The 19,980-nt window shown below is 54.5% G+C and carries 16 protein-coding genes; 7 read left to right on the top strand and 9 right to left on the bottom strand.

The genetic code is table 11. The features are described 5' to 3' along the window. The first annotated feature begins 153 nt into the window (after positions 1-153). The 3 genes from K0H81_RS01810 to K0H81_RS01800 are packed head-to-tail and all read left to right on the top strand — an operon-like array spanning position 154 to position 3,172. Complete coding sequence (locus K0H81_RS01810; protein WP_258406359.1) at positions 154-2,106, top strand: heme lyase CcmF/NrfE family subunit; 1,953 nt, start codon at positions 154-156, stop codon at positions 2,104-2,106. Continuing rightward, the gene (locus K0H81_RS01805; RefSeq protein WP_258406358.1) at positions 2,106-2,555 is read left to right on the top strand and encodes a cytochrome c-type biogenesis protein; all 450 of its coding nucleotides are present in this window, start codon (positions 2,106-2,108) and stop codon (positions 2,553-2,555) included. The genes K0H81_RS01810 and K0H81_RS01805 overlap by 1 nt, the downstream gene beginning before the upstream one ends. Continuing rightward, complete coding sequence (locus tag K0H81_RS01800) at positions 2,552-3,172, top strand: TlpA family protein disulfide reductase (protein WP_220059676.1); 621 nt, start codon at positions 2,552-2,554, stop codon at positions 3,170-3,172. Before K0H81_RS01805 ends, K0H81_RS01800 begins: the two co-directional genes overlap by 4 nt. Positions 3,173-3,297: 125 nt before the next feature. On the opposite strand, the gene nhaC is transcribed toward K0H81_RS01800, so the two are convergent. After that, positions 3,298-4,818 carry a Na+/H+ antiporter NhaC gene (gene nhaC, locus K0H81_RS01795; RefSeq protein WP_220059675.1) on the bottom strand — a complete coding sequence of 507 codons (1,521 nt, stop codon included), beginning with the start codon at positions 4,816-4,818 and terminating at the stop codon, positions 3,298-3,300. A 417-nt stretch (positions 4,819-5,235) separates the two neighbouring features. Here nhaC and K0H81_RS01790 point away from each other — a divergent pair, with 417 nt between their 5' ends. After that, the gene (locus K0H81_RS01790) at positions 5,236-5,814 is read left to right on the top strand and encodes a nucleoside triphosphate pyrophosphohydrolase family protein (protein WP_144200078.1); all 579 of its coding nucleotides are present in this window, start codon (positions 5,236-5,238) and stop codon (positions 5,812-5,814) included. 229 nt (positions 5,815-6,043) lie between these two features. After that, the gene (locus K0H81_RS01785; protein ID WP_220059674.1) at positions 6,044-6,580 is read left to right on the top strand and encodes a thioredoxin family protein; all 537 of its coding nucleotides are present in this window, start codon (positions 6,044-6,046) and stop codon (positions 6,578-6,580) included. Positions 6,581-6,634: 54 nt separating this feature from the next. Here the strand turns inward: K0H81_RS01785 and K0H81_RS01780 are convergent, their stop codons facing one another. From K0H81_RS01780 to rhlB, 3 genes are all read right to left on the bottom strand, one after another. After that, positions 6,635-9,568 (bottom strand): TonB-dependent receptor, encoded by a 2,934-nt coding sequence (locus tag K0H81_RS01780; RefSeq protein WP_258406357.1) that lies wholly within the window; start codon positions 9,566-9,568, stop codon positions 6,635-6,637. 336 nt (positions 9,569-9,904) lie between these two features. Then, positions 9,905-10,837, bottom strand: coding sequence for a Ppx/GppA phosphatase family protein (locus tag K0H81_RS01775; RefSeq protein ID WP_220059672.1), 933 nt, complete (start codon positions 10,835-10,837; stop codon positions 9,905-9,907). Further along, positions 10,837-12,144, bottom strand: a complete 1,308-nt coding sequence (gene rhlB, locus K0H81_RS01770; protein ID WP_144200086.1) for an ATP-dependent RNA helicase RhlB — start codon at positions 12,142-12,144, stop codon at positions 10,837-10,839. Before rhlB ends, K0H81_RS01775 begins: the two co-directional genes overlap by 1 nt. Before the next feature lie 171 nt (positions 12,145-12,315). Between rhlB and trxA the strand changes: the two genes are divergently transcribed. Together trxA and rho are read left to right on the top strand one after the other, a co-directional pair. Continuing rightward, a complete protein-coding gene (gene trxA / locus K0H81_RS01765) occupies positions 12,316-12,642 on the top strand; it encodes a thioredoxin TrxA (protein ID WP_088903634.1) in 327 nt (108 codons plus the stop codon). A 230-nt stretch (positions 12,643-12,872) separates the two neighbouring features. Further along, the gene (gene rho, locus K0H81_RS01760; RefSeq protein WP_011864143.1) at positions 12,873-14,138 is read left to right on the top strand and encodes a transcription termination factor Rho; all 1,266 of its coding nucleotides are present in this window, start codon (positions 12,873-12,875) and stop codon (positions 14,136-14,138) included. 62 nt (positions 14,139-14,200) lie between these two features. On the opposite strand, the gene K0H81_RS01755 is transcribed toward rho, so the two are convergent. The 5 genes from K0H81_RS01755 to K0H81_RS01735 form a co-directional block, all read right to left on the bottom strand. Then, positions 14,201-15,124 carry a LysR family transcriptional regulator gene (locus K0H81_RS01755; protein ID WP_220059671.1) on the bottom strand — a complete coding sequence of 308 codons (924 nt, stop codon included), beginning with the start codon at positions 15,122-15,124 and terminating at the stop codon, positions 14,201-14,203. Between the two features lie 181 nt (positions 15,125-15,305). Continuing rightward, the gene (locus K0H81_RS01750; protein WP_220059670.1) at positions 15,306-16,037 is read right to left on the bottom strand and encodes a fumarate reductase iron-sulfur subunit; all 732 of its coding nucleotides are present in this window, start codon (positions 16,035-16,037) and stop codon (positions 15,306-15,308) included. Then, positions 16,034-18,040: a fumarate reductase flavoprotein subunit gene (locus K0H81_RS01745; protein ID WP_144200091.1), complete on the bottom strand. Its 2,007-nt coding sequence runs from the start codon at positions 18,038-18,040 to the stop codon at positions 16,034-16,036. The genes K0H81_RS01750 and K0H81_RS01745 overlap by 4 nt, the downstream gene beginning before the upstream one ends. A 46-nt stretch (positions 18,041-18,086) precedes the next feature. Continuing rightward, positions 18,087-18,758, bottom strand: a complete 672-nt coding sequence (locus tag K0H81_RS01740) for a fumarate reductase cytochrome b subunit (protein ID WP_144200093.1) — start codon at positions 18,756-18,758, stop codon at positions 18,087-18,089. A 153-nt stretch (positions 18,759-18,911) separates the two neighbouring features. Continuing rightward, the gene (locus K0H81_RS01735; protein WP_220059669.1) at positions 18,912-19,634 is read right to left on the bottom strand and encodes a fumarate reductase cytochrome b subunit; all 723 of its coding nucleotides are present in this window, start codon (positions 19,632-19,634) and stop codon (positions 18,912-18,914) included. Positions 19,635-19,980 lie beyond the last annotated feature (346 nt).

The raw sequence follows: 19,980 nt of genomic DNA, 5'->3' as shown, positions 1-19,980 counted from the left end.
TTGAGCGGGAAAACGGGTAAAACGGACCCTGCTTTAGCTCACAGAATCCGCTTGGGAGTTCGCCTAAGGTGAGGCCAAAACAGAGACAGACCAGGCTTATCCATCACCAGCAAATAGATGAGTAGCTTGGTCCCCTTGGCTGAAGGCGAGATCATGACAGCGGAAATTGGCTTACTACTTCTTATTATCTCCTTGACCCTGTGTTTACTCACGGCCATGAGCCCTGTCATGCCTGTCTGCGGGGTCAAACTCAGGCTTAAGCCTTACCAGCCCCTCTTTATTCGCCTTAATAGCCTGGCGCAGATGACAAGCCTGTTTATCCTAGCCTATCTGTTTCTCAGCAACGATTTTTCAGTGGCCTATGTGGCCAACAACTCCAACACCCAGCTGGCCAGCCTCTATAAGCTAGCCGCCGTCTGGGGTGGCCACGAAGGCTCTATGCTGTTCTGGGTCGCCGTTATGGGGATCTGGAGCAGTGTGATTAGCCTAAAACACGGCAAAGCCCCATTTTTTCACTACCTCCACGCCGTGCTGGGCGCCATTCAAGCCGGGCTGATTGCCTTCTTGCTCATAGGATCGAATCCCTTCGCCAGGCTCTTACCCGGCATTCCGGTGGAGGGACGGGATCTCAATCCCATACTGCAGGACATAGGCTTAATTCTGCATCCGCCGCTACTCTTTATCGGCTATGTAGGGTTGGCGGTCTGTTTCGCCGCCGCCATCGCCGCCCTGATCGATAGTAGTCAGCCGCTGAAACAGCACTGCCGCTTGATGCGCCCCTGGGCGATACTGGCCTGGGCCATGTTGACCGGCGGCAACGCCTTCGGCTCCTGGTGGGCCTACAACGAGCTGGGCTGGGGCGGATGGTGGTTCTGGGACCCGGTGGAAAATGCCTCCTTTATTCCCTGGCTAGTCGCCACGGCGCTGATGCACTCATTAATCTTGGGCGAGCGACGCGACAGGTTTCATGGCACTAGCCTGTTTCTGGCAATCTTAGGCTTCAGCCTCTGCCTGCTGGGCACCTTCCTGGTGCGCTCAGGTGTGGTGCAATCTGTTCACGCCTTCGCCGCCGATCCTCTGCGCGGTAGCGCCATGTTGACCCTGTTTGCCCTGGTCTCTATCTGCGGCTTTACCCTGCTACTGCACCGCCTCCCCAGGCTGCACAGACAGATAGATGGCAATATGCTGAGCCGGGAAAGTCTGATGCAGCTGGGCAACCTCTTATTGCTGGTCGCCGCCATCTCCATCTTGCTGGGCAGCTGCTATCCATTGCTCTATGAGGTAGCAAGCGGTCAGAGCATCTCGGTGGGCGCCCCCTACTTTAATAGCCTCTTCATCCCGCTGACCTGGCTTATCTGTCTGGTTATGGGCGCCGCGCCTTTGATGCGCTGGCAAGTATCAAACCCAGGCATGCTAAGACAGTTAACGGCGCTGGCAGCTATCTGCCTGTTTATCAGCCTCATTCTTAATACTCTGCTGCTGAAAGAGTTTGCCGCCCACTTCCTGCTTGGCAGCTTTTCCTGCCTCTGGCTTCTCGGCTGTACTGGGCTCTACTTGCATAAGCGGCTTGCGACGTTCACAGGCACGGGGGATAACAGGCGCTGCTACGCCATGTGCTTTGCTCACCTGGGTGTGGCCCTGAGCATATTCGGGGCCACCTGCTCCAGCTATTTTCAGCAGGAGGAGCTACTCAGGATGGGGCCGGGCCAAGGCAAGGAGGTGGCGGGCTATACCTTTATCTACCGGGCGACCGAAACCGTTTCCCACACCAGCTATAGTGCGCTTCAGGCCAAGATAGAGGTGAGAGACAGACAAGATCAACACCTGGCTTACCTCTATCCCCAGCGTCAGACCTTTAACAGCAACGCCATGCAGATCTCCGCCGCCGGGATCCATCGCAGCCTGTTTGCCGATCTCTATATCTCCATGGGCAATAGACTGAGCGAGGAGGAGTTTCTGATCCGTATCAGCTACAAACCCCTGATTGGCTGGATCTGGATAGGCGGCCTCATCATGATGTTTGCCGGTCTGAGCCTGCTGCTGCCGCGCAAGGTACAACAACTGTCTCGGGCGCCCTCGCCGCAACTGGCGCTGAAAGGAGCCTGATGATGAAAGGAAGCTGGATCTTACTGCTGGTCGCCCTTGCGACTCTCCTTGGATCGACTGTATCCCAAGCCCAGGCGCTAGCAGAAACTCATGGGAACCCACAGTGGCGCACGCCCGCTCAGCTCAAGCATCAGGCGATAGCGATCGCCGCAGGCCTACGCTGCCCCATGTCCACCAACCAGAGCTTGCAGGACTCCCAGAGCCCGATCGCCAACGAGCTCAAGGCGGAGATCTATCTGCAGCTGGAGCAGGGCAAGACGAGCGATGAAATAGTCGACTTCATGGTGGCCCGCTACGGCGAGCGGATCCGCTATATGCCCAGCCTAAGTGCAGGCACCGCCCTGCTGTTCTTCGCGCCGCTCTGCCTGCTGGCTCTAGCGATATTCTGGTATTTCAGGCAGACAGCTGGCGCCGCATCCATCAACACCTCTCAGGAAGATAGATCATGAGAAAACCACGACTTGCCCTGCTCAGCTTCGCCCTGTCCGCTCTAACTTTAATGACACCTACGGGCAACGCCCTGGCCGTGATGCCGAGCGCCAAGGTGTATGACACGGGAGAGAACCTGCCTAAGCCGATGATCATGTCGCGCTTCGTAGAGATGACCAGTGCCCGGAAGGTCGATGAGGCGACCTTCGAGAGTCTGAGTGGTGACCAGGTCAAATTGAGCGACTACCGGGGCAAGCTGGTCTTAATCAATCTGTGGGCCACCTGGTGCGCCCCCTGCATCAAGGAGATCCCCATGATGGATAAGATAAGACGGGACAATCTCGACAAAGATCTTGTGGTGCTGCCCCTGTCCATCGACGAGGCCCATGACGAGGTGGGCGCCTTTCTGGCTCGCCACCAATTAGGGGGATATCCCACGCTAATCGACCCTAAGCGGCAGGTGGAAAAGATGTTACCCGCCAACATAGTACCGGCCACCTACGCCTTCGACGGCGAGGGGAATTTAATCGGATTTTTAAGAGGTTATCTAGACTGGGGCGATCAGGCGGTACAACCCTATCTGGAACAACTCACTGCCAAATATGCCAAGCCGAACAAAGCACAACATCTTCATTAAGCAATGGCGCCCTTAGGCGCCACCCACCATCACTTTATTGCTCCCGCCCGGCACGACGCCAGTGATTTCGCCGGGCGGATTTTTTTACGCTTCCAACACCAAGCCAGGCGGCTCAGGCGAATAGCCTAAGCCACGGCCTCCACGGCTTCACTCTCATCGAGCCGCTCAATCTTAAAGTCATAGTAGGCATAAGCCGCGCTGACGAATGGACAGATGAGGTTAAAGAAGGCGAAAGGCAGATAGGCGATGGTCGCCACGCCTAAGGTGCTGGCCATGTAGGCGCCACAGGTGTTCCAGGGCACCAAGGGGCTGGTGATGGTGGCCGAATCTTCCAGGGCGCGGCTCAGGTTAACCGGCGCCAGACCATGCTTCTCATACTCGACCTTGAGCATACGACCCGGCAGCAAGATGGCAATAAACTGATCGCCCGTGATCAAGTTGGCGCCGATGCAGCTCGCCAGGGTGGTGATGATCAGGCTGCCGCTGGATTTCACCAGGCGCAGCACGCCTTGCAGCAGACGCTGTAGCAGACCTGTCCTTTCCATCACACCGCCGAAGGCCATGGCGCAGAGGATCAACCAGACGGTATTGACCATGCTGCTCATGCCGCCGCGGCTCAGCAGACTGTCGAGCGTCTTATCACCCGTGTTGGCAGTGTAGCCATCGAACATGGCAACCCAGATCCCCTTCACCAGGGCGACCATAGTCGGCAGGCTGTCATCGTTGACGAACTTGATCACCCCGTCGAACTGAAACAGCGCCGCGCAGATGGCGCCGGCCAGGGTCCCCAGAATCACGGTTGGGAAGGCGGGCAACTTCTTATAGGCCAGCACTAACACCACCAGCAGGGGCAGTAGCAGATGCAGGCCGGGATGATACTGGGTCTCGATGCGCGCCATGGTCGCGGCCAGATCCGTCGCCACGCCGCTGCTGTCGCTGTTAAGGCCGATAAACAAAAAGCCTATCAGGGCAAGCAATATGCTCGGAGTCGTGGTCCACACCATGTGGCGAATATGGCCAAACAGCTCGCTGCCGGCAACTGCGGGCGCCAGGTTAGTGGTGTCGGACATGGGCGACATCTTGTCACCAAAGTAGGCACCGCTGATGATGGCGCCGGCGGTGATCTCGACGCTCAGCCCCATGGCACCGGCGACACCAATTAGGGCGATACCTAAGGTGCCGGCGACCGTCCAGGAGCTACCGATACTCAGGGCCACCACGGCGCACAGTAGGCAGGAGGCGGCGTAGAAATAATCTGGGTTTAAGATCTTCATACCATAGAAGATCATAGTGGGCACGGTTCCGGCCAAGATCCAGGTGCCGATCAGGGAGCCGACCGAAAACAGGATCAACAGGGCACCTGTGGCCAGGGAGACACTCTTGACGATACCCGCCTCCATCTCCTTCCAGCTATAGCCGTTTTTCACCCCGATAACCAGAGTAATACAGGCCGCCATGATCAGGGCGATCTGGTTGGCGCCATAGGAGCTGTCGGACGAGAAGAGATACACAGAGGCCGTTAACATACAGACCAGGGCGATAATGGGGATCAGGGCATCTAGTAGCGTCGGCTGCTTGTGGCGTTTAGCGGACGCGGGACTCGAATCTCTGCCAGGCTGTTCTGGCGACTGCTGATGAGAGGTCATGGGTAATCCTTATTATAATTATGGGGTTTCCTATTCTTCTCCCCGGCGATCAAACCAGCCATTTGAACTATGAATGGGCCGTTTCATCGCCAGACGGGTCAAACATAGTTACACATTTTTAACAATCCAGTCCAGACCGGGCGGGCATATCGACGCCATGAGACCATAGGGCTTATGTCCCATTAAGCGTACAAATTCACCAAGAGCGGCTTTTTGAGACTGGTTATGCAGGATATCCACATATATCCCTGGCTTGCACCACAGGAAAAAAGTCACCCAGACAGCAGCCAATCCACTATTCTCGCGGTCGTATGCCGCTAACACAGCCGGTACAAGGGAGCTAACTTTCAATTAGCGACCGGTTAAATTAAAATTGCCGGCACGCATATAGACATTCAAGACCCATAAGGCACACAGATGAAACTGACCGCACTCGATCAGCCCCTTTACGACCACCTCTACCGCGACATCCACCAGTTCCGCTCCACCTTCGATCTGCCTATCGAAGATGAGTCCAGCCTGGATGAGCAGGCCGATACCCTGCACACCTCACTCGCCATTGAGGAGTTGACCGAGCTGGCCGAGGCCGATAGCCGCGTCGAGCAGGCCGATGCTATTGTCGATTCTGTCTATGTACTCATGGGCCGCCTGGTGCATCTCGGCGCCACGCAGATGAGTGACCGCTTGGAGATCAGCTATGTGATCGACCTACTCCTGCATGTCGCCAAGAACCGCGACATCGACTTCGTCCGCTGCTGGGACGAGGTGCATTCGAGCAACATGAGCAAGGTGTGTCGCAACGAGCAGGAACTGGAAGAAACCATAGCCCACTATGCCAAGCAGGGCGTTGAGATCGTCGGCAGCCGCAAGGGCGACTTCATCATCGCCAAGTGCGCCAAGGATGTGGAGATGGCCGGTAAGGTGGTGCGTCAGGGCAAGGTGCTCAAGTCTGTCTACTATCGCCCGGCCGATCTGGCCAAGCTGGTCGCCGCCTAATCAGCAATAGGCGGCTCGCAGGGTTAACACCTTGTTGCCGAGCGCAGGAAATTTCTGCAATTTAGCGACAAATGTGTGAAGCCCTGCGCTAAGCTATCGACCATGGCGTGATCCAGTTAACAGCTCGCCGCATTCGCGCTACTCTCGGTGCAACTTAGATGATTGAATAGCATCAGAATGAAATGAATTCTCAATTCTGGTTTTTGTCTACGGGCCTGAGGTACTATTTATGACCAATAATATTAAAGCATTACTTGCCACCACAGCGCTGTTCTTTAGCACTCAGGCACTGGCAAATAATGGCTGTGCATTCGATGAAAAGCAGGAAGGCTTTATCGCCACTTGCAGTGAGGAGAAACAGGAAGTGATACTGACCGGCGAAGTACAAGCCCAAACCTTAGTCACAGAGCTTGATGATTTCACCCAGGGCTATAAGAGCTACCAGGTAGACGAGGCCGCCATCGCGCCAATCAAGAAGCTGCAGACACCGACCGAGATAGTCGTCATCATAGGTACCTGGTGCCCAGATTGTCACCGTGAGACGCCGCGCTTCATCCGCATCATGGAAGCGGCCAACAACGCCAACATCAAGGTGACCTACATAGGGGTGGATCGTAAGAAACTCGACCCAGAAGGCCTAGCTGCCAAGTATGACTTTACCCGCATCCCAACCTTCATCGTGAAGCAGGATGGCAAGGAGATAGGTCGTATCGTCGAGCGTCCAGAAACCTCACTCGAGGTGGATCTGGCGAAGATCCTCGACTAAACCCGCATCAATAAAAAAGGCCGCAATTGCGGCCTTTTTTGATCTGACTAAAGATTAAAAGTCGTAGCGTACCGACGCACGAACATATCTTGGCGTCTGGAAGCTGTCGGCATAGCCGTAGCGAATGTTCTTATCGCCACTGTCTAGCTCATACTGCTCATCCACACCCGTGATACCGTCGAAGTTAAACAGGTTGTACACGTTCAACTTGAAGTTCAGGCGTCCCGCCGTGTCGAAGTCCATGGTGTAGGACAGGTTCAGATCTATGTTGTAGACCCAGTCTGTACGTCCCATGCTGCCACGCGGTGCCGCCTCGCCATTGGCGTAGAAAGAGGAAGCGCCGTACCAGTCACGACCATAACAGGTACCGTCGATGGCGATCGCCTTCACACAGTAACCCTGATCCGCCGGATGCAAGCCGAAGGCATTGATCGGACGACCCGATTGCAGATAAGAGTTGAAACCGACACTCAAGTCATCCGTGATGTGATACACACCATAGAGCTTGAAGTTGTGGCGTCTGTCGTTAGGCAGGTAGCCCTCGCCGTTATCCATCAACTCAGGATAGTCGAACGAGGTGGTCCAACCCGGATCGGCCTGCTCGTTATCCGAACGCACCAGACCCTCTGTGTTACCTTCACTCTTAGACCAGGTATAGGAACCGTTGAGGGTAAAGTCTTCGGTCACGTTACCGCTAAAGCTCAGCTCAACAGCCTTATAGGTACGAGTCGCCTTAGGGAAGCCCATCTGATCTGCGGTGACGTTTACGGTTTCTTTTATGCCATCGCCATCGACATCATAGTTGATCTCTGTGCCTATGCCTGGGTTGGTCAGCGTCGGGAACCAACCACCGACGAAGTAATCTTCGGCGCTGGTCTCACCGTTACCGGCGTACCAGGAAGAATCATAGTTTTCCTTGATCCACTGGTTCATCCCGTAGTTGAAGGAGACGTCTTCGATCGATTGCTTCAGGTCACGATAGACACCGCGAATGCCCACGGCCCAGTCATCGTTAAGCTGCTGCTGGAAGCCCAGGGCAAACTCGTCCGAATACATGGACCCCGCCTTGTTGTTAAACAGCTGGTCGGCATCGGGCACTGTGCCGTCGGCCACCACGCGGCGAGAGATCTCATCACCCAGAATAGGCGAGCCGTCGGCGTTCACGCCATTAAGATGGCTGACGATATGCGAATCGTAGGCCGCAGAAGCCATACGCAGATTGGTGTTAGGCGACACCGGCTGGAAGTAACGACCATAAGAGGCGTAAACCTTGCTCGAGCCATCGCCAATCACATCCCAGGTCACGCCCAGACGCGGCGCAAACTGACCATCCAGGTCGACATACTTATCGCCAGAACCGGTCGTGTTACTGAACTCGCTGTAACGCACGCCGGCGTTCACAGTTACCGTATCTGTCACCATCCAGGTGTCTGACACATACAGGGCGGTGTGTACGTTTTCAGTCTCACTCGCCTTACCCCAGATACGCAGATCCGCATATTCTGTGCCTTCGGCCAGGCCGTAGGCATTATCGGCACCGGCGGTGTAATACTCATACCAGCCGTCGCCATGCGGGGTGTAGAAGTCGGCAATCTCGAGACGCTCATAATCATAACCGGCGCGCAGGGTATGGTCGCCGATCACCCAGTCCAGATCGATACGATAGGTGATACGCTTATCTTCTGTCTCGGACGAACCATAGCCAACCCAGTCACCCAGGCGCTGATAGCTGCCGGAGCGGTAATCTTCATAGGTGGACTGATCTAGGGTGCCCGAGTTGTCCTTGGTCGACTGAGTGATCTCACCGTACATGGCCGACAGGGTAATATCGTCGGTCAGATAACCTGTGTACTGGGCGTTCCAGCCGATACCACCGTAGGTGCTTTCGGTAAGGCCGATGGCGTCGCCACGGCTACCGTCGTCATTGCGACGATACTGGGTGCTGGCGTAATCCCCTTCGTTGCTGAAGGCCATCACACCGATAGAGTGATCCTCATGGATAAACCAGTCCACCTTGGTAAACCAGCGGTTGGTATCCCACTCTTTATCGCGCAACGTAGTCTCGCCATAGGCGGTTGCCTCTTCACCATAGGGGTTCCACAGGCCGTAGAAGAAGAGTTTGTCTTCGATCAGGGCGCCAGACGCCCAGAGGTTATACTCGGTTTCCTGCCAATAGGCATCGGACACGGTTTCTATGCTGCCGTCGTTTCTCATGAGCGGCACAGGTTCGGCCAGGGCATCCGGCGCGACTTCGGCCTTGGCGCCGAACTTCCACTCGTTGTCACCCGACTTAGACACCAGGTTGACCACACCACCGATGAAACGACCATATTCCGCCGATACGCCGCCAGTCTGTACCTCAGTCTGCGAGATCGCTTCCCAAGGCAGATCGATATCGCCCATCCCCTTACGCAGATCGGTAATGTTCAGACCGTTCAGGTAGTAGCCGTTCTCGGCCACCGAAGAACCGGCGATGGCAACACCGCCGAAACCGTTATCGCCCGCGACCGCGCCAGGGCTCAACAATGCGATTGAGGTGGAGTCTAACTCTACCGGCAGCTGATTTAGCTCCTCGATAGAGATCACCTGAGAGTTAGTGGTGCTCGAGGTATCGACACGACTGATGCGGGCGCCTGTTACCGCGATACGCTCAACTTCGTTGTTCTGGGCATCCAGCGCTACATCGAAGGTCAAGGCATTACCCACGGTCACGGCAACATGTTGCTCTTGCACCTGGTAGAAACCATCTTTGACGATAGTGATGGTGTAGTTACCTATGGGCAGGCCTTTCAGTGAAAAGCTGCCGTTGGCACCTGTGGTGGTCTCTTTGACTATACCCTTGCTCTCGTGGCGAATGATCACCTTGGCGTTATTAACTTCTGCGCCGACAGAACTCGTAATGTGCCCTTTAATTGTGCCCAAACCATCGGCCGCCATCGCGGCGGGCGCAGACAGCATGAGTGCCGAGCCAACTGCGATTGCCGCCAAGGTCTTCCTCGGGACAAAACGCCTAGTAGCGTTACTTCCTGACATAAGTTTTATCTCCCTTCTCTTTATTATTTTGCTGACGTTCAGGGCGATGAATGTGGTGTTTTATGGGTACTGCCCCTGAACGCAACAAAAACATAACACAAAAGACATATTTTATACAATCTTCAATATACAAAAGATCTTCATGTAGAGAAGCGGAGAAGAGAAAAGGCAGGTCAAGCAGATAAGCAAATGAAATTATTCAAATAATTTAGATATTGTTTAGTAAGAAGGGAGAAATTACGAACTTGAAGGGGGCATCTAAATGTTGGCAATCGCCAATAAAAGGCAGAACTAGGCGGCCAAGACTCGCTGCGCAAGTTGATGCAGCACGCCTTCTCTCAGGGCGCCGCCGGAGAGATTGAGGGACTGAATGTCGAGCAGATTGAACAGGGCAGATAAGATGGCTAAGCCTGCGGCGAAGGTGGGCGCGCGCTCACTATGCAGGCCGCGAATGTCTCGCAGGCTCACATCTGTCTGTGCCAGCACCTCCCCCCTGAGATCGGCTAGCACTGCCGGGGTAATGGTCGCGGAGACGCCGCGATCGTTGAGTAGCTCCACCACGGACTGCACAGTCCCCGAGGCGCCGACCACACAGTGCCAGCCATAATCGGTCAGCTGTCTGCGATAGTCACCCAGGGCGGTCTCGACCTGGCTCTGGGCCGCATCGAAATCCAGTTGCTGAAATGGGAAGCTGTTGAAGAATTTATCCTTGAAGGTGACACAGCCCATGGGAAGGCTGGTCTTAAGCAGCACCTTATTGCCATCACCTATGATGAACTCGGTACTTGCGCCGCCGATATCGATCACCAGGCGTCGCCCCTCACCTTGAGTGGTGGCGACCATGCCCTGATAGATAAGCTCCGCCTCACGCAGGCCAGAGATGATCTCTATGGGTTGTCCCAGGATAGGTAAGGCAGCCTCGCAGAATGCATCTGCGTTGCCGATACTACGCAGGGTCGCCGTGGCGATGACGGCGATGTTGTCACGACTCACCCCTTCGCGGTCCAGCATCTGCGAGAACATCTGCAGACAATCCAGGCCGCGCTCGAACACCTCGGGGCAGAGCACACCATCAATGCCTATCCCCTCGGCAAGGCGTACCTTGCGCTTATACTTGGCCACTACGGTCGGCTTGCCGGCGCGGGTTTGCGCCACCAGCATATTGAAACTATTCGAGCCTAAGGTAATGGCCGCATACAAGGGACTGACGCCAGAGTGCTTCATTAACTGTGTCTACGGGTCCTGTCGTGGCGTCTTGGACGTGCACCTGGACGACCACCCTGTGGCTTACTACCACCCGAACGGCCTGCAGGACGTGGCGAATGCTTGCGATGAATGCGCACTGGTGGCGGAATATCATCGAGCAACGCTTCGCTGTCGTAGTTAGTCACAGGAATGCTATGTTGAATATAATTCTCAATAGCCGGCAGGTTCAGGGCGTACTCTTCACAAGCGAAACTGATAGAGACCCCTTTCTGACCCGCACGTCCGGTACGACCGATACGGTGGACATAATCTTCACAGTCATCGGGCAGATCATAGTTATACACGTGAGACACGTCTGAGATATGCAGACCGCGCGCGGCCACGTCTGTCGCGACCAAAATATCCAGCTGACCCTCGGTAAACTGCTCGAGAATACGGATACGTTTCTTCTGCGGCACATCGCCGGTGAGCAGGCCAACTCGGTGACCATCACCCTCCAGGTGAGCCCAAAGGTTTTCGCAGCTGTGCTTAGTGTTAGAGAACACGATAGCTTTTTCTGGCCAATCTTCCTCAATCAGAGTAAGCAGCAAGCGCATCTTCTCTTCCTGTGAAGGATAGAAGATCTCCTCGGTGATGTTTTTAGACGTCTTCTCACTTGGCGCGATCTCGACCTTCTCAGGATCATTCATATGATCGTAGGCCAGCTCCTGCACCTTCATCGACAGGGTCGCCGAGAACAGCATATTCAAACGCTCGTTGGCGTCTGGCATACGTCTAAAGAGGAAGCGAATATCTTTGATGAAACCGAGATCGAACATGCGGTCGGCTTCGTCCAACACTACCGCCTGTATGGTGCTGAGGTTGATCACCCCCTGACGCACATAATCTATGATGCGGCCAGTGGTACCAATCAGGATATCGACGCCCTTGTCCAACACCTTGCGTTGTACTTCATAGCTCTCGCCGCCGTAGACAATACCGACCTTGAGGCCGGTATGTTTTGCCAACAGCTCAGCATCCTTGGCGATCTGAATAGCCAGTTCGCGGGTCGGTGCCATCACTATGGCTCTGGGCTGATTGAGTTGACGTCCGTCGGGAATGGGGGTGGTTAGCAGATGATTGAAGGTTGCGACCAGAAAAGCCAGGGTTTTACCTGTACCCGTCTGTGCTTGGCCTGCGATATCTTTATGCTGGAGTAAAATCGGTAATGATAATGCCTGGATAGGTGTGCAATATTCAAAGCCGCTTTCGACTAATGCCTGTTGTATCTCTGGATGTAGAGAAAAGTCGGCAAACTTTTGATTCGTTAAATGTGTTTCGCTCATAGCGCAAGCATACCAGTTAGGGTTGCAATAAGGAACTCGATCGTTTGAAATAACGGCTAATAAAAAAAGACCGTTGAAAGCCGCGAATAACTCTTGAAAAGCGAATTTCAGACCCAATATACAGCTTAAGCCATTAACAAACCAGCAATGGCACCCTAACTGGAGAACATCATGAGCGATAAAATTATTACCCTAAGCGACGACAGCTTTGAAAACGACGTTTTAAAATCAGATCTGCCAGTCCTCGTTGATTTCTGGGCAGAATGGTGCGGCCCTTGTAAAATGATCGCCCCAATCCTGGATGACGTTGCAGACGAATATGCCGGCAAGGTAACTATCGCTAAGCTAAACGTAGATCAAAACAACGCCTCTCCGGCTAAGTATGGCGTACGTGGCATTCCAACACTGCTTATCTTCAAGAATGGTGAGCTAGCCGACACTAAAGTAGGCGCCCTTTCTAAGACTCAACTTAAAGAGTTCATCGACGCACAACTATAATGCTTCGATCCCTATGACATTTTTGTCATAGAAAGTGATTCTCGACACAGCTTGGTCAAGTAATTGTGTCGAGGGTCGCTAAATTTCTAGACGCCCTGCTCCTATAGTGCTACTTTAATAACCAGAAACTTTCTCATTAACCACACCTCGCTATTTCGATTAATATCCAAACAACTTTATGCTATTAGTCCCAAAATAGCTTTGTCTCGCAATATACAAGACCCACCACGATGAATTTATCAGAATTAAAAGAGAAGTCGATTTCAGACCTAGTCATTTTGGCTCAGGATATGAAAATCGAGAACATGGCCCGAGCCCGCAAGCAGGACATTATTTTCGCAATCCTTAAAGCCCACGCCAAAAGCGGTGAAGATATTTTCGGTGGCGGGGTACTCGAAATCCTGCAAGATGGTTTTGGTTTCCTTCGTAGCGCAGACGGTTCTTACCTGGCAGGTCCAGACGATATCTATGTTTCACCGAGTCAAATTCGCCGCTTTAACATGCGCACCGGTGATACCATTTTTGGTAAAATCCGCCCCCCGAAAGAAGGTGAACGTTATTTCGCGCTACTGAAAGTCAGTGAAGTCAACTTCGACAAACCCGAAAACTCCCGCAGCAAGATCCTCTTCGAAAACTTAACCCCACTTCATGCAGAAGAACGTATCCGAATGGAACGTGGTAACGGTTCAACCGAAGATATTACCGCCCGTATTCTCGACCTCTGCTCGCCAATCGGTAAGGGCCAACGTGGTCTGATCGTGGCGCCGCCGAAGGCAGGTAAAACCTTGCTGCTGCAAAACATCGCCCAGAGCATCACCTACAACAACCCAGAAGTTGTGCTCATGGTACTGCTGATAGACGAACGTCCAGAAGAAGTAACCGAGATGCAACGCCTGGTGAAGGGTGAAGTGGTCGCCTCTACCTTCGACGAGCCAGCCAGCCGTCACGTACAGGTAGCCGAGATGGTTATCGAGAAGGCTAAGCGTCTGGTTGAACATAAGAAAGACGTAGTGATCCTGCTCGACTCTATCACCCGTCTGGCACGCGCCTACAACACAGTGATCCCTTCATCAGGTAAGGTACTTACCGGTGGTGTGGACGCCAACGCATTGCACCGTCCTAAGCGCTTCTTCGGCGCCGCTCGTAACATCGAACATGGCGGCAGCCTGACCATTATCGCCACCGCGCTGGTCGATACAGGCTCTAAGATGGATGAAGTGATCTACGAAGAATTTAAGGGTACGGGTAACCAGGAACTTCACCTGTCTCGTAAGGCCGCCGAGAAGCGTGTCTTCCCAGCTATCGACTTCAACCGCTCGGGTACCCGTCGCGAAGAGAAGCTGACCACACCGGACGAGCTACAGAAGATGTGGATCCTGCGTAAGATCCTCAATCCTATGGACGAAGTCAGCGGCATGGAGTTCCTCATCGACAAGCTGGCCATGACCAAGACCAACGAAGAGTTCTTCACCGCGATGAAACGCGCTAAGTCCTAAATTAAGTCCCAATATTAGTCTTAAAACGTTATCGATAAAAAGCCGCAAAGATGCGGCTTTTTTTATGCCTGCTGAGTAAAAGCCGTGGCGAGGCGCTTGGCGCGCTGCTGGCAGCGCTGGCGCAGATGCTCCCTCAGGGTCAGCACCAGAGGCGTCACATGTTGCCGCCCGGGACACACAAGATAGAGATCGGCGCTCTCGCCGCTGTACTGGGTCAGCAGCGGCACCAAGGCGCCACTGGCCAGGTCGTCCGCCAGATCCAAAGATGACTTATAGACGATCCCCTTCCCCGCAAGTGCCCATTTGCGGGCGACTTCGGCGTCGTTACAGGTGCGATTGCCCGACACCCTCACCCTGTGACTCTGACCATCTCGATAGAAACACCATTGGTCGTGGGTCTTCTCATCTAACATGAAGAACAAGCAGTTATGCTTCTCCAGATCGCTCAGGGTCTCGGGGCGACCATGGGCAGCTATATACTCGGGCGAGGCGCACAGGATGCGCTGGGCCGAGCAGATCTTAAAGGCCACCAGGCTGGAATCCTTTGGGGTACCGCTACGCAGAGCCACATCTATCTTGTCGTGATAGAAGTTGGTCAGGCTGTCGGCGAGATGCAGCCTCAACTGTAACCTGGGATATTCGTCCATCAGATGATCCAGCCAGGGCAGAATATAGTTGCGCCCGGCATCGGACGGCAGGGCCACACTCAGCTTGCCGGCTATCTGCGACTTGGCGCAGGCCAGCGCCTGTTCGCCGAGACGCAAGTCCTCCAATGCCCGGCGACAATAGCTGAGGTAACGCTCGCCGGCGTCGGTCAGCCTCAGGCTGCGGGTGCTGCGGATGAAGAGCACGGTATCCAGCTCCTTCTCCAGCCGCTTCAGGCTGGCGCTGGCCACCGCCGCGGAGATCTCCAGCTCCACCGCCGCACCGCTCAGGCTGCCGCAATCGGCCACCCGCACAAATAACAATAGATCATTAACCTGCATCGCCTGTTTCCCCGCCGCGTTCGGCACTCTCCCTAAGTAAACTTCTATTAAGCATAGACTGGCTAAAAAGCTTACTTTTATCAAAATATTTTTGATAAAAGTAAGCCAAGTGGTGGATTTGGTGCCAATAAAAAAGCCTGCTCGAGCAGGCTTTCAAAGGTGTGCACAAACAACTTAGGGCTTATACCAAGGCGGTCGCCATCTTACGTCTGAGATAGGCGATCTGCTGCATATGCGGCAGGTCTTTAGGACAGTTGTCCTGACAGCCCAGCAGGGTCATGCAACCGAATACCCCATCCTGATTGCCTATCACGTGATAGAAGTCTTCCACGCTACGGGCATCTCGGCTGTCGAGCTCGAAGCGGGCGATCTTCATCATGCCGACGGCGCCGACGAAGGTGTCGCGCATCTGCTTAGTGGCACAGGCCGAGACACACACACCACATTCGACGCAGCGCTCCAGCTCGTAGAGCCTGGCGGCCTCCTCGGGATCCATGGGGGCCTCGATGCGGTGAATGTCCGCCTCGTCGTTTCTCGGATGCAGCCACAGTTTGAGACGCTCTGCCAGCTCGCGCATAAACTTACCCGTGTTGACTGACAGGTCGCCGATCAGCTCGAAACCCGGCAGCGGCATCAGGGTGATCTCCCCCTTAGGATACTTGCTGGTCAGGGTACGACAGGCCAAGGTGGGATAACCGTTGATCACCATGGCGCAGCTACCGCAGATCCCGGCGCGGCAGACAAAATCGAACTGCAGTGACGGATCCTGCTGCTCACGCAGCATATTCAGCGCGATAAACACCGTCATACCTGGCGCCTCTTCCAGCTGATACTTGACCATCTTGGGCTTATCGTCCGGCATCTGAGGATCATAACGGAAGATATTAAAGGTTAATGTACGACCCTGACTCATTTGCTTTCTTCTCCAAGCTGCTGTCTGTTTCCGAGCGGCTTATCATGCAAACGCTCATTCTTCTCTCTAAGGGATTCCGGCACCTCGAACGGCATCAGCGCGTGCTGGCGCTCATGGCGATCGGCATCTTCGCCCAGGTTACTCAAGATCTCGACGATCTGTTTCTCACGCTTCTCTGTGTCCGGATGGGCGATGGCGTTGTTGATGCCATAGCCACGATAGCCGGGTGGCAGCTCCATCTTCATCACATCCAGCTGTTCGTAATCCAGCTGAGGACGGGTGGCGTCACTGCTCGGCCAAGAGGAGAGCGTGCGGTTGAGCCACTCTTTATCGTTACGCTGTGGATAATCTTCACGGGCGTGGGCACCGCGGCTCTCGGTGCGCGCCTCGGCGCCGCAGGCAACCGTTAACGCCACCTTAAGCATGCGCTTGACTCTCAATGCCTCCACCAGCTCTGGGTTGGCATGGCGCTTCTTGCACTTGAGGCCCAAGTTACGCGAGCGGATCAGCAGAGCCTCTAACTCCTCGACCGCCTTGGTCAGCTCTGGGCCATTACGGAAGATGCCCACATAGTCCATCATGATGCGCTGCATCTCGCGCTTAAGCTCATAGGCAGACTCACTGCCCTGCCCCTCCACCAAGCCATCTATCTCATCTCGTACCTGAGCCACGAAGCGCTCGGCCAGCGAGGTGTCGATTTCCAGGGTGTTCTCTTCGCAGAAGTCGGCCACATACTTGCCGATGATCATGCCGCCCACCACTGTCTCTGCCAGCGAGTTGCCCCCCAGGCGGTTAAAGCCATGCATGTCCCAACAAGCCGCCTCACCCACACTGAACAGACCCTTTAGCTGTGGACTCTGCCCCTTGGCGTCGGTGCGTATGCCGCCCATGGAGTAGTGCTGGGTCGGACGCACAGGAATCCAATCTTCGGCGGGATCTATGCCGAGGAAGTTCTCACAGATCTCTTTGACTTCGCGCAGGTTGGTCTCCACGTGTTTGCGGCCAAGCAGGGTGATATCGAGCCATAGGTGTGGACCATAGGGGCTATCAACCCCCTTACCTTTACGCATATGTTCAGTCATGCGGCGCGATACTACGTCCCGCGAGGCCAGCTCCTTCTTCTCCGGTTCATAGTCGGGCATGAAACGGTGGCCATCTTTGTCTCTGAGCAGGCCGCCATCACCGCGGCAGCCTTCGGTAGTCAGAATCCCCACAGGCACGATGGCCGTCGGGTGGAACTGCACCGCCTCCATGTTACCCAGGGTCGCCACGCCGGTTTCCAGCGCCAACGCTTGGCCTATCCCCTCGCAGATGATCGCATTGGTGGAGACCTCATAGATACGGCCATAGCCGCCGGTGGCGATAGTGGTGGACTTGGCCACATAGGCGCGCAGCTCACCCGTGATCAGACATCTGGCCACCACCCCATGGCAACGCTTGCCATCGTGGATCAGCGCCAGCGCCTCCACCCTTTCGTGTACCGGAATATCCAGAGAGATCGCCTTGTTGTCTACGGCATAGAGCAGTGAGTGGCCGGTGCCGTCTGCGGTATAGCAGGTGCGCCACTTCTTGGTGCCGCCAAAGTCGCGGGCGTTGATCAGGCCATGGGCCTCCTCGGCCTCTTCGATGGTGACCTTCTCGGCATTCACCACCACCTGGCGAGGCCCCTTGGTGACCCGCGTCCAAGGCACGCCCCAGTTCGCCAGCTCACGCACCGCCTTCGGGGCACAATGAGCAAACATGCGCGCCACTTCCTGATCACAGCCCCAGTCCGATCCCTTTACCGTATCTTGGAAATGTACGTCTTCATCGTCTCCCATGCCCTTAACGGTATTTCCCAGGCTGGCCTGCATGCCGCCCTGGGCAGCAGCTGAATGGGAACGCTTGGCGGGGATCAGTGACAGCACCAGGGTATCCAGGCCGCGTTCCTTCGAGGCGATGGCGACCCTTAGTCCCGCCAGTCCGGCGCCCACGACTAAAGAATCGGTATATATCAGTTTCACACTTGCTCCTTACGAGGGATAAGAGATCAAATTAGCGTCTAATGGGTTAGCTGGCGTAGGGCAGGAAGGCAAGCAGAGAGGCCAGACCTATCACCACAAACACCACACTCACTATGGTTTTTATTTTTTTAATTCGGGCGCGGGCGTCGATGGCGCGCTTGGCGCCCCACTTGATGGCCACGCGATAGATGCCGATAGCGGCATGCAGTTCTACACACAGAAGCAGCGGCAGATAGACCATCCAGACCCCTTGGTTCCAGATACGGTCTGCGCTGCCCACAGGGCCTATGGTTTCCGGCGCGCTGCCAATCAACCAAAGATGCACAGGCAGCAGCAGAAAGATCCCCACGCCGGTGATCGCCTGCCATACCCACAGCTTGGTGTCGTCATGGTGGATCACGCTCATCTGCTGACGCAGCGCCCGCTGCTGTTGCAGATTCAGCGGCATCTTATGCACGGCAACCAACACATGGATCAACGCCAGTAGCGCCACTATGATGGCGATACCCGACACCACCCAGGGATAACCATGACCATCGGCGCTGAGGAAACTCAGCTCCATGGTGCGCGCCACAAATGTCATGGCATCGGCCCCCAACAGGATTGAGGAAACCAACACCAGATGTGTCCAGAGGAACAACGCCAAGATGACACCAGAGACACTCTGGCTCATATCGAGCCAACCGCTTACATTATTATTTTTTTTCGCCAGCGACATAGGCACTCCTGTGAAAAGTGGGAAAAGTGCGAGACAAACAGATTTAAAAACAGCTAGCCTTAATGTCGCTCACAAACCCTACTGAAACCGTGAGATAGATCAAAACACAATCCGATATTTTATAATTTGCTAATCTACCCCGCGCCTACACAGTTATGGCACAAATGGCGTAATTGGCAAGACGAGTGATCGGCCTATCATGATGTACGAGATGAGGCTCAAGATGCCCAGGGTCATCAGATAGATGATCAACACCTTGATCGCCTTTCTCAGCCCCTTACGGTGACAGATTAGTCCCCACTTCACCGCCACACGGTAGAGACCTATCATGGCGTGCACCACCACGGCGGGCAGCAACAGAGCGTAGAGCAACCAGGCGTTGGCGTGATAGACACGCTCGGCCGATAGATGGGGGCCGATCTCCGGGTTGGTTATCATGGTAAAGATGTGTACCGGCGCCAGGAAAAACAGGATGAAACCTGTTACCAGCTGCCAGAACCAGGCGTGGCTGTCTTTATGCTTGATCCCCTGCATGTGATTACGCAGCGCGCGCCATTGCCCCAGCTGGGCCGGGAAGCGACGCAGCGCCACCGCCGCATGCAGCATCACAACCAGCATGATAAAAATAGAGAACACCTTGGTCACTATCGGCATGCCATGGCCCGTGCTGCTGAACATGCCGCCTTCGAGGAACTGCACCACGTGATAGAAGGTCTCTTTACCGAAGAGAATGCTCGACTCGAAGTGCAGATGCGCCAGCAAAAAACATCCCAATAAGATGCCGGTGGCACTCTGTATTCTGTCAGCCTTTGCTGACCAGGGACTACCCAAAGCAGCGTAATGTGTGTGTTGGTACTGCAAGCTGTTAACCTTCATGATCTTTCTGCGCCTAGTGTCGGGATCTACACCATACCAACAAGTTTTTAGCTGCCTATACGAACAGCTGAAAAGCGTGAGACACCTCACCCTGCTAAGGTGGAACATTTGACGTCGATCACAAACAATCCGCCCATAACGAAACAAAGGTAAAACCAATTAACCAATAATAATCAGTAATTTAAACACTTATTTCAAACAACACAATCAGTCACAAGCAAGTCAAAATAACCGATTGAATTTAGATGCTAAATCCCACAAATCTCAGTTTCGGCACAGATTCCTCGGCCTTTGCCTTAGGCTTGGTTTACAATAGGGCCATTATTGACCTTATATTGACCTTAGA

Origin of the sequence: Shewanella halotolerans (assembly GCF_019457535.1) — a bacterium.
In the GTDB taxonomy this organism is placed as follows: domain Bacteria; phylum Pseudomonadota; class Gammaproteobacteria; order Enterobacterales; family Shewanellaceae; genus Shewanella; species Shewanella halotolerans.
Note: the sequence above shows the minus strand (reverse complement) of the source record. Positions and strands in the feature narration are given on the sequence as shown.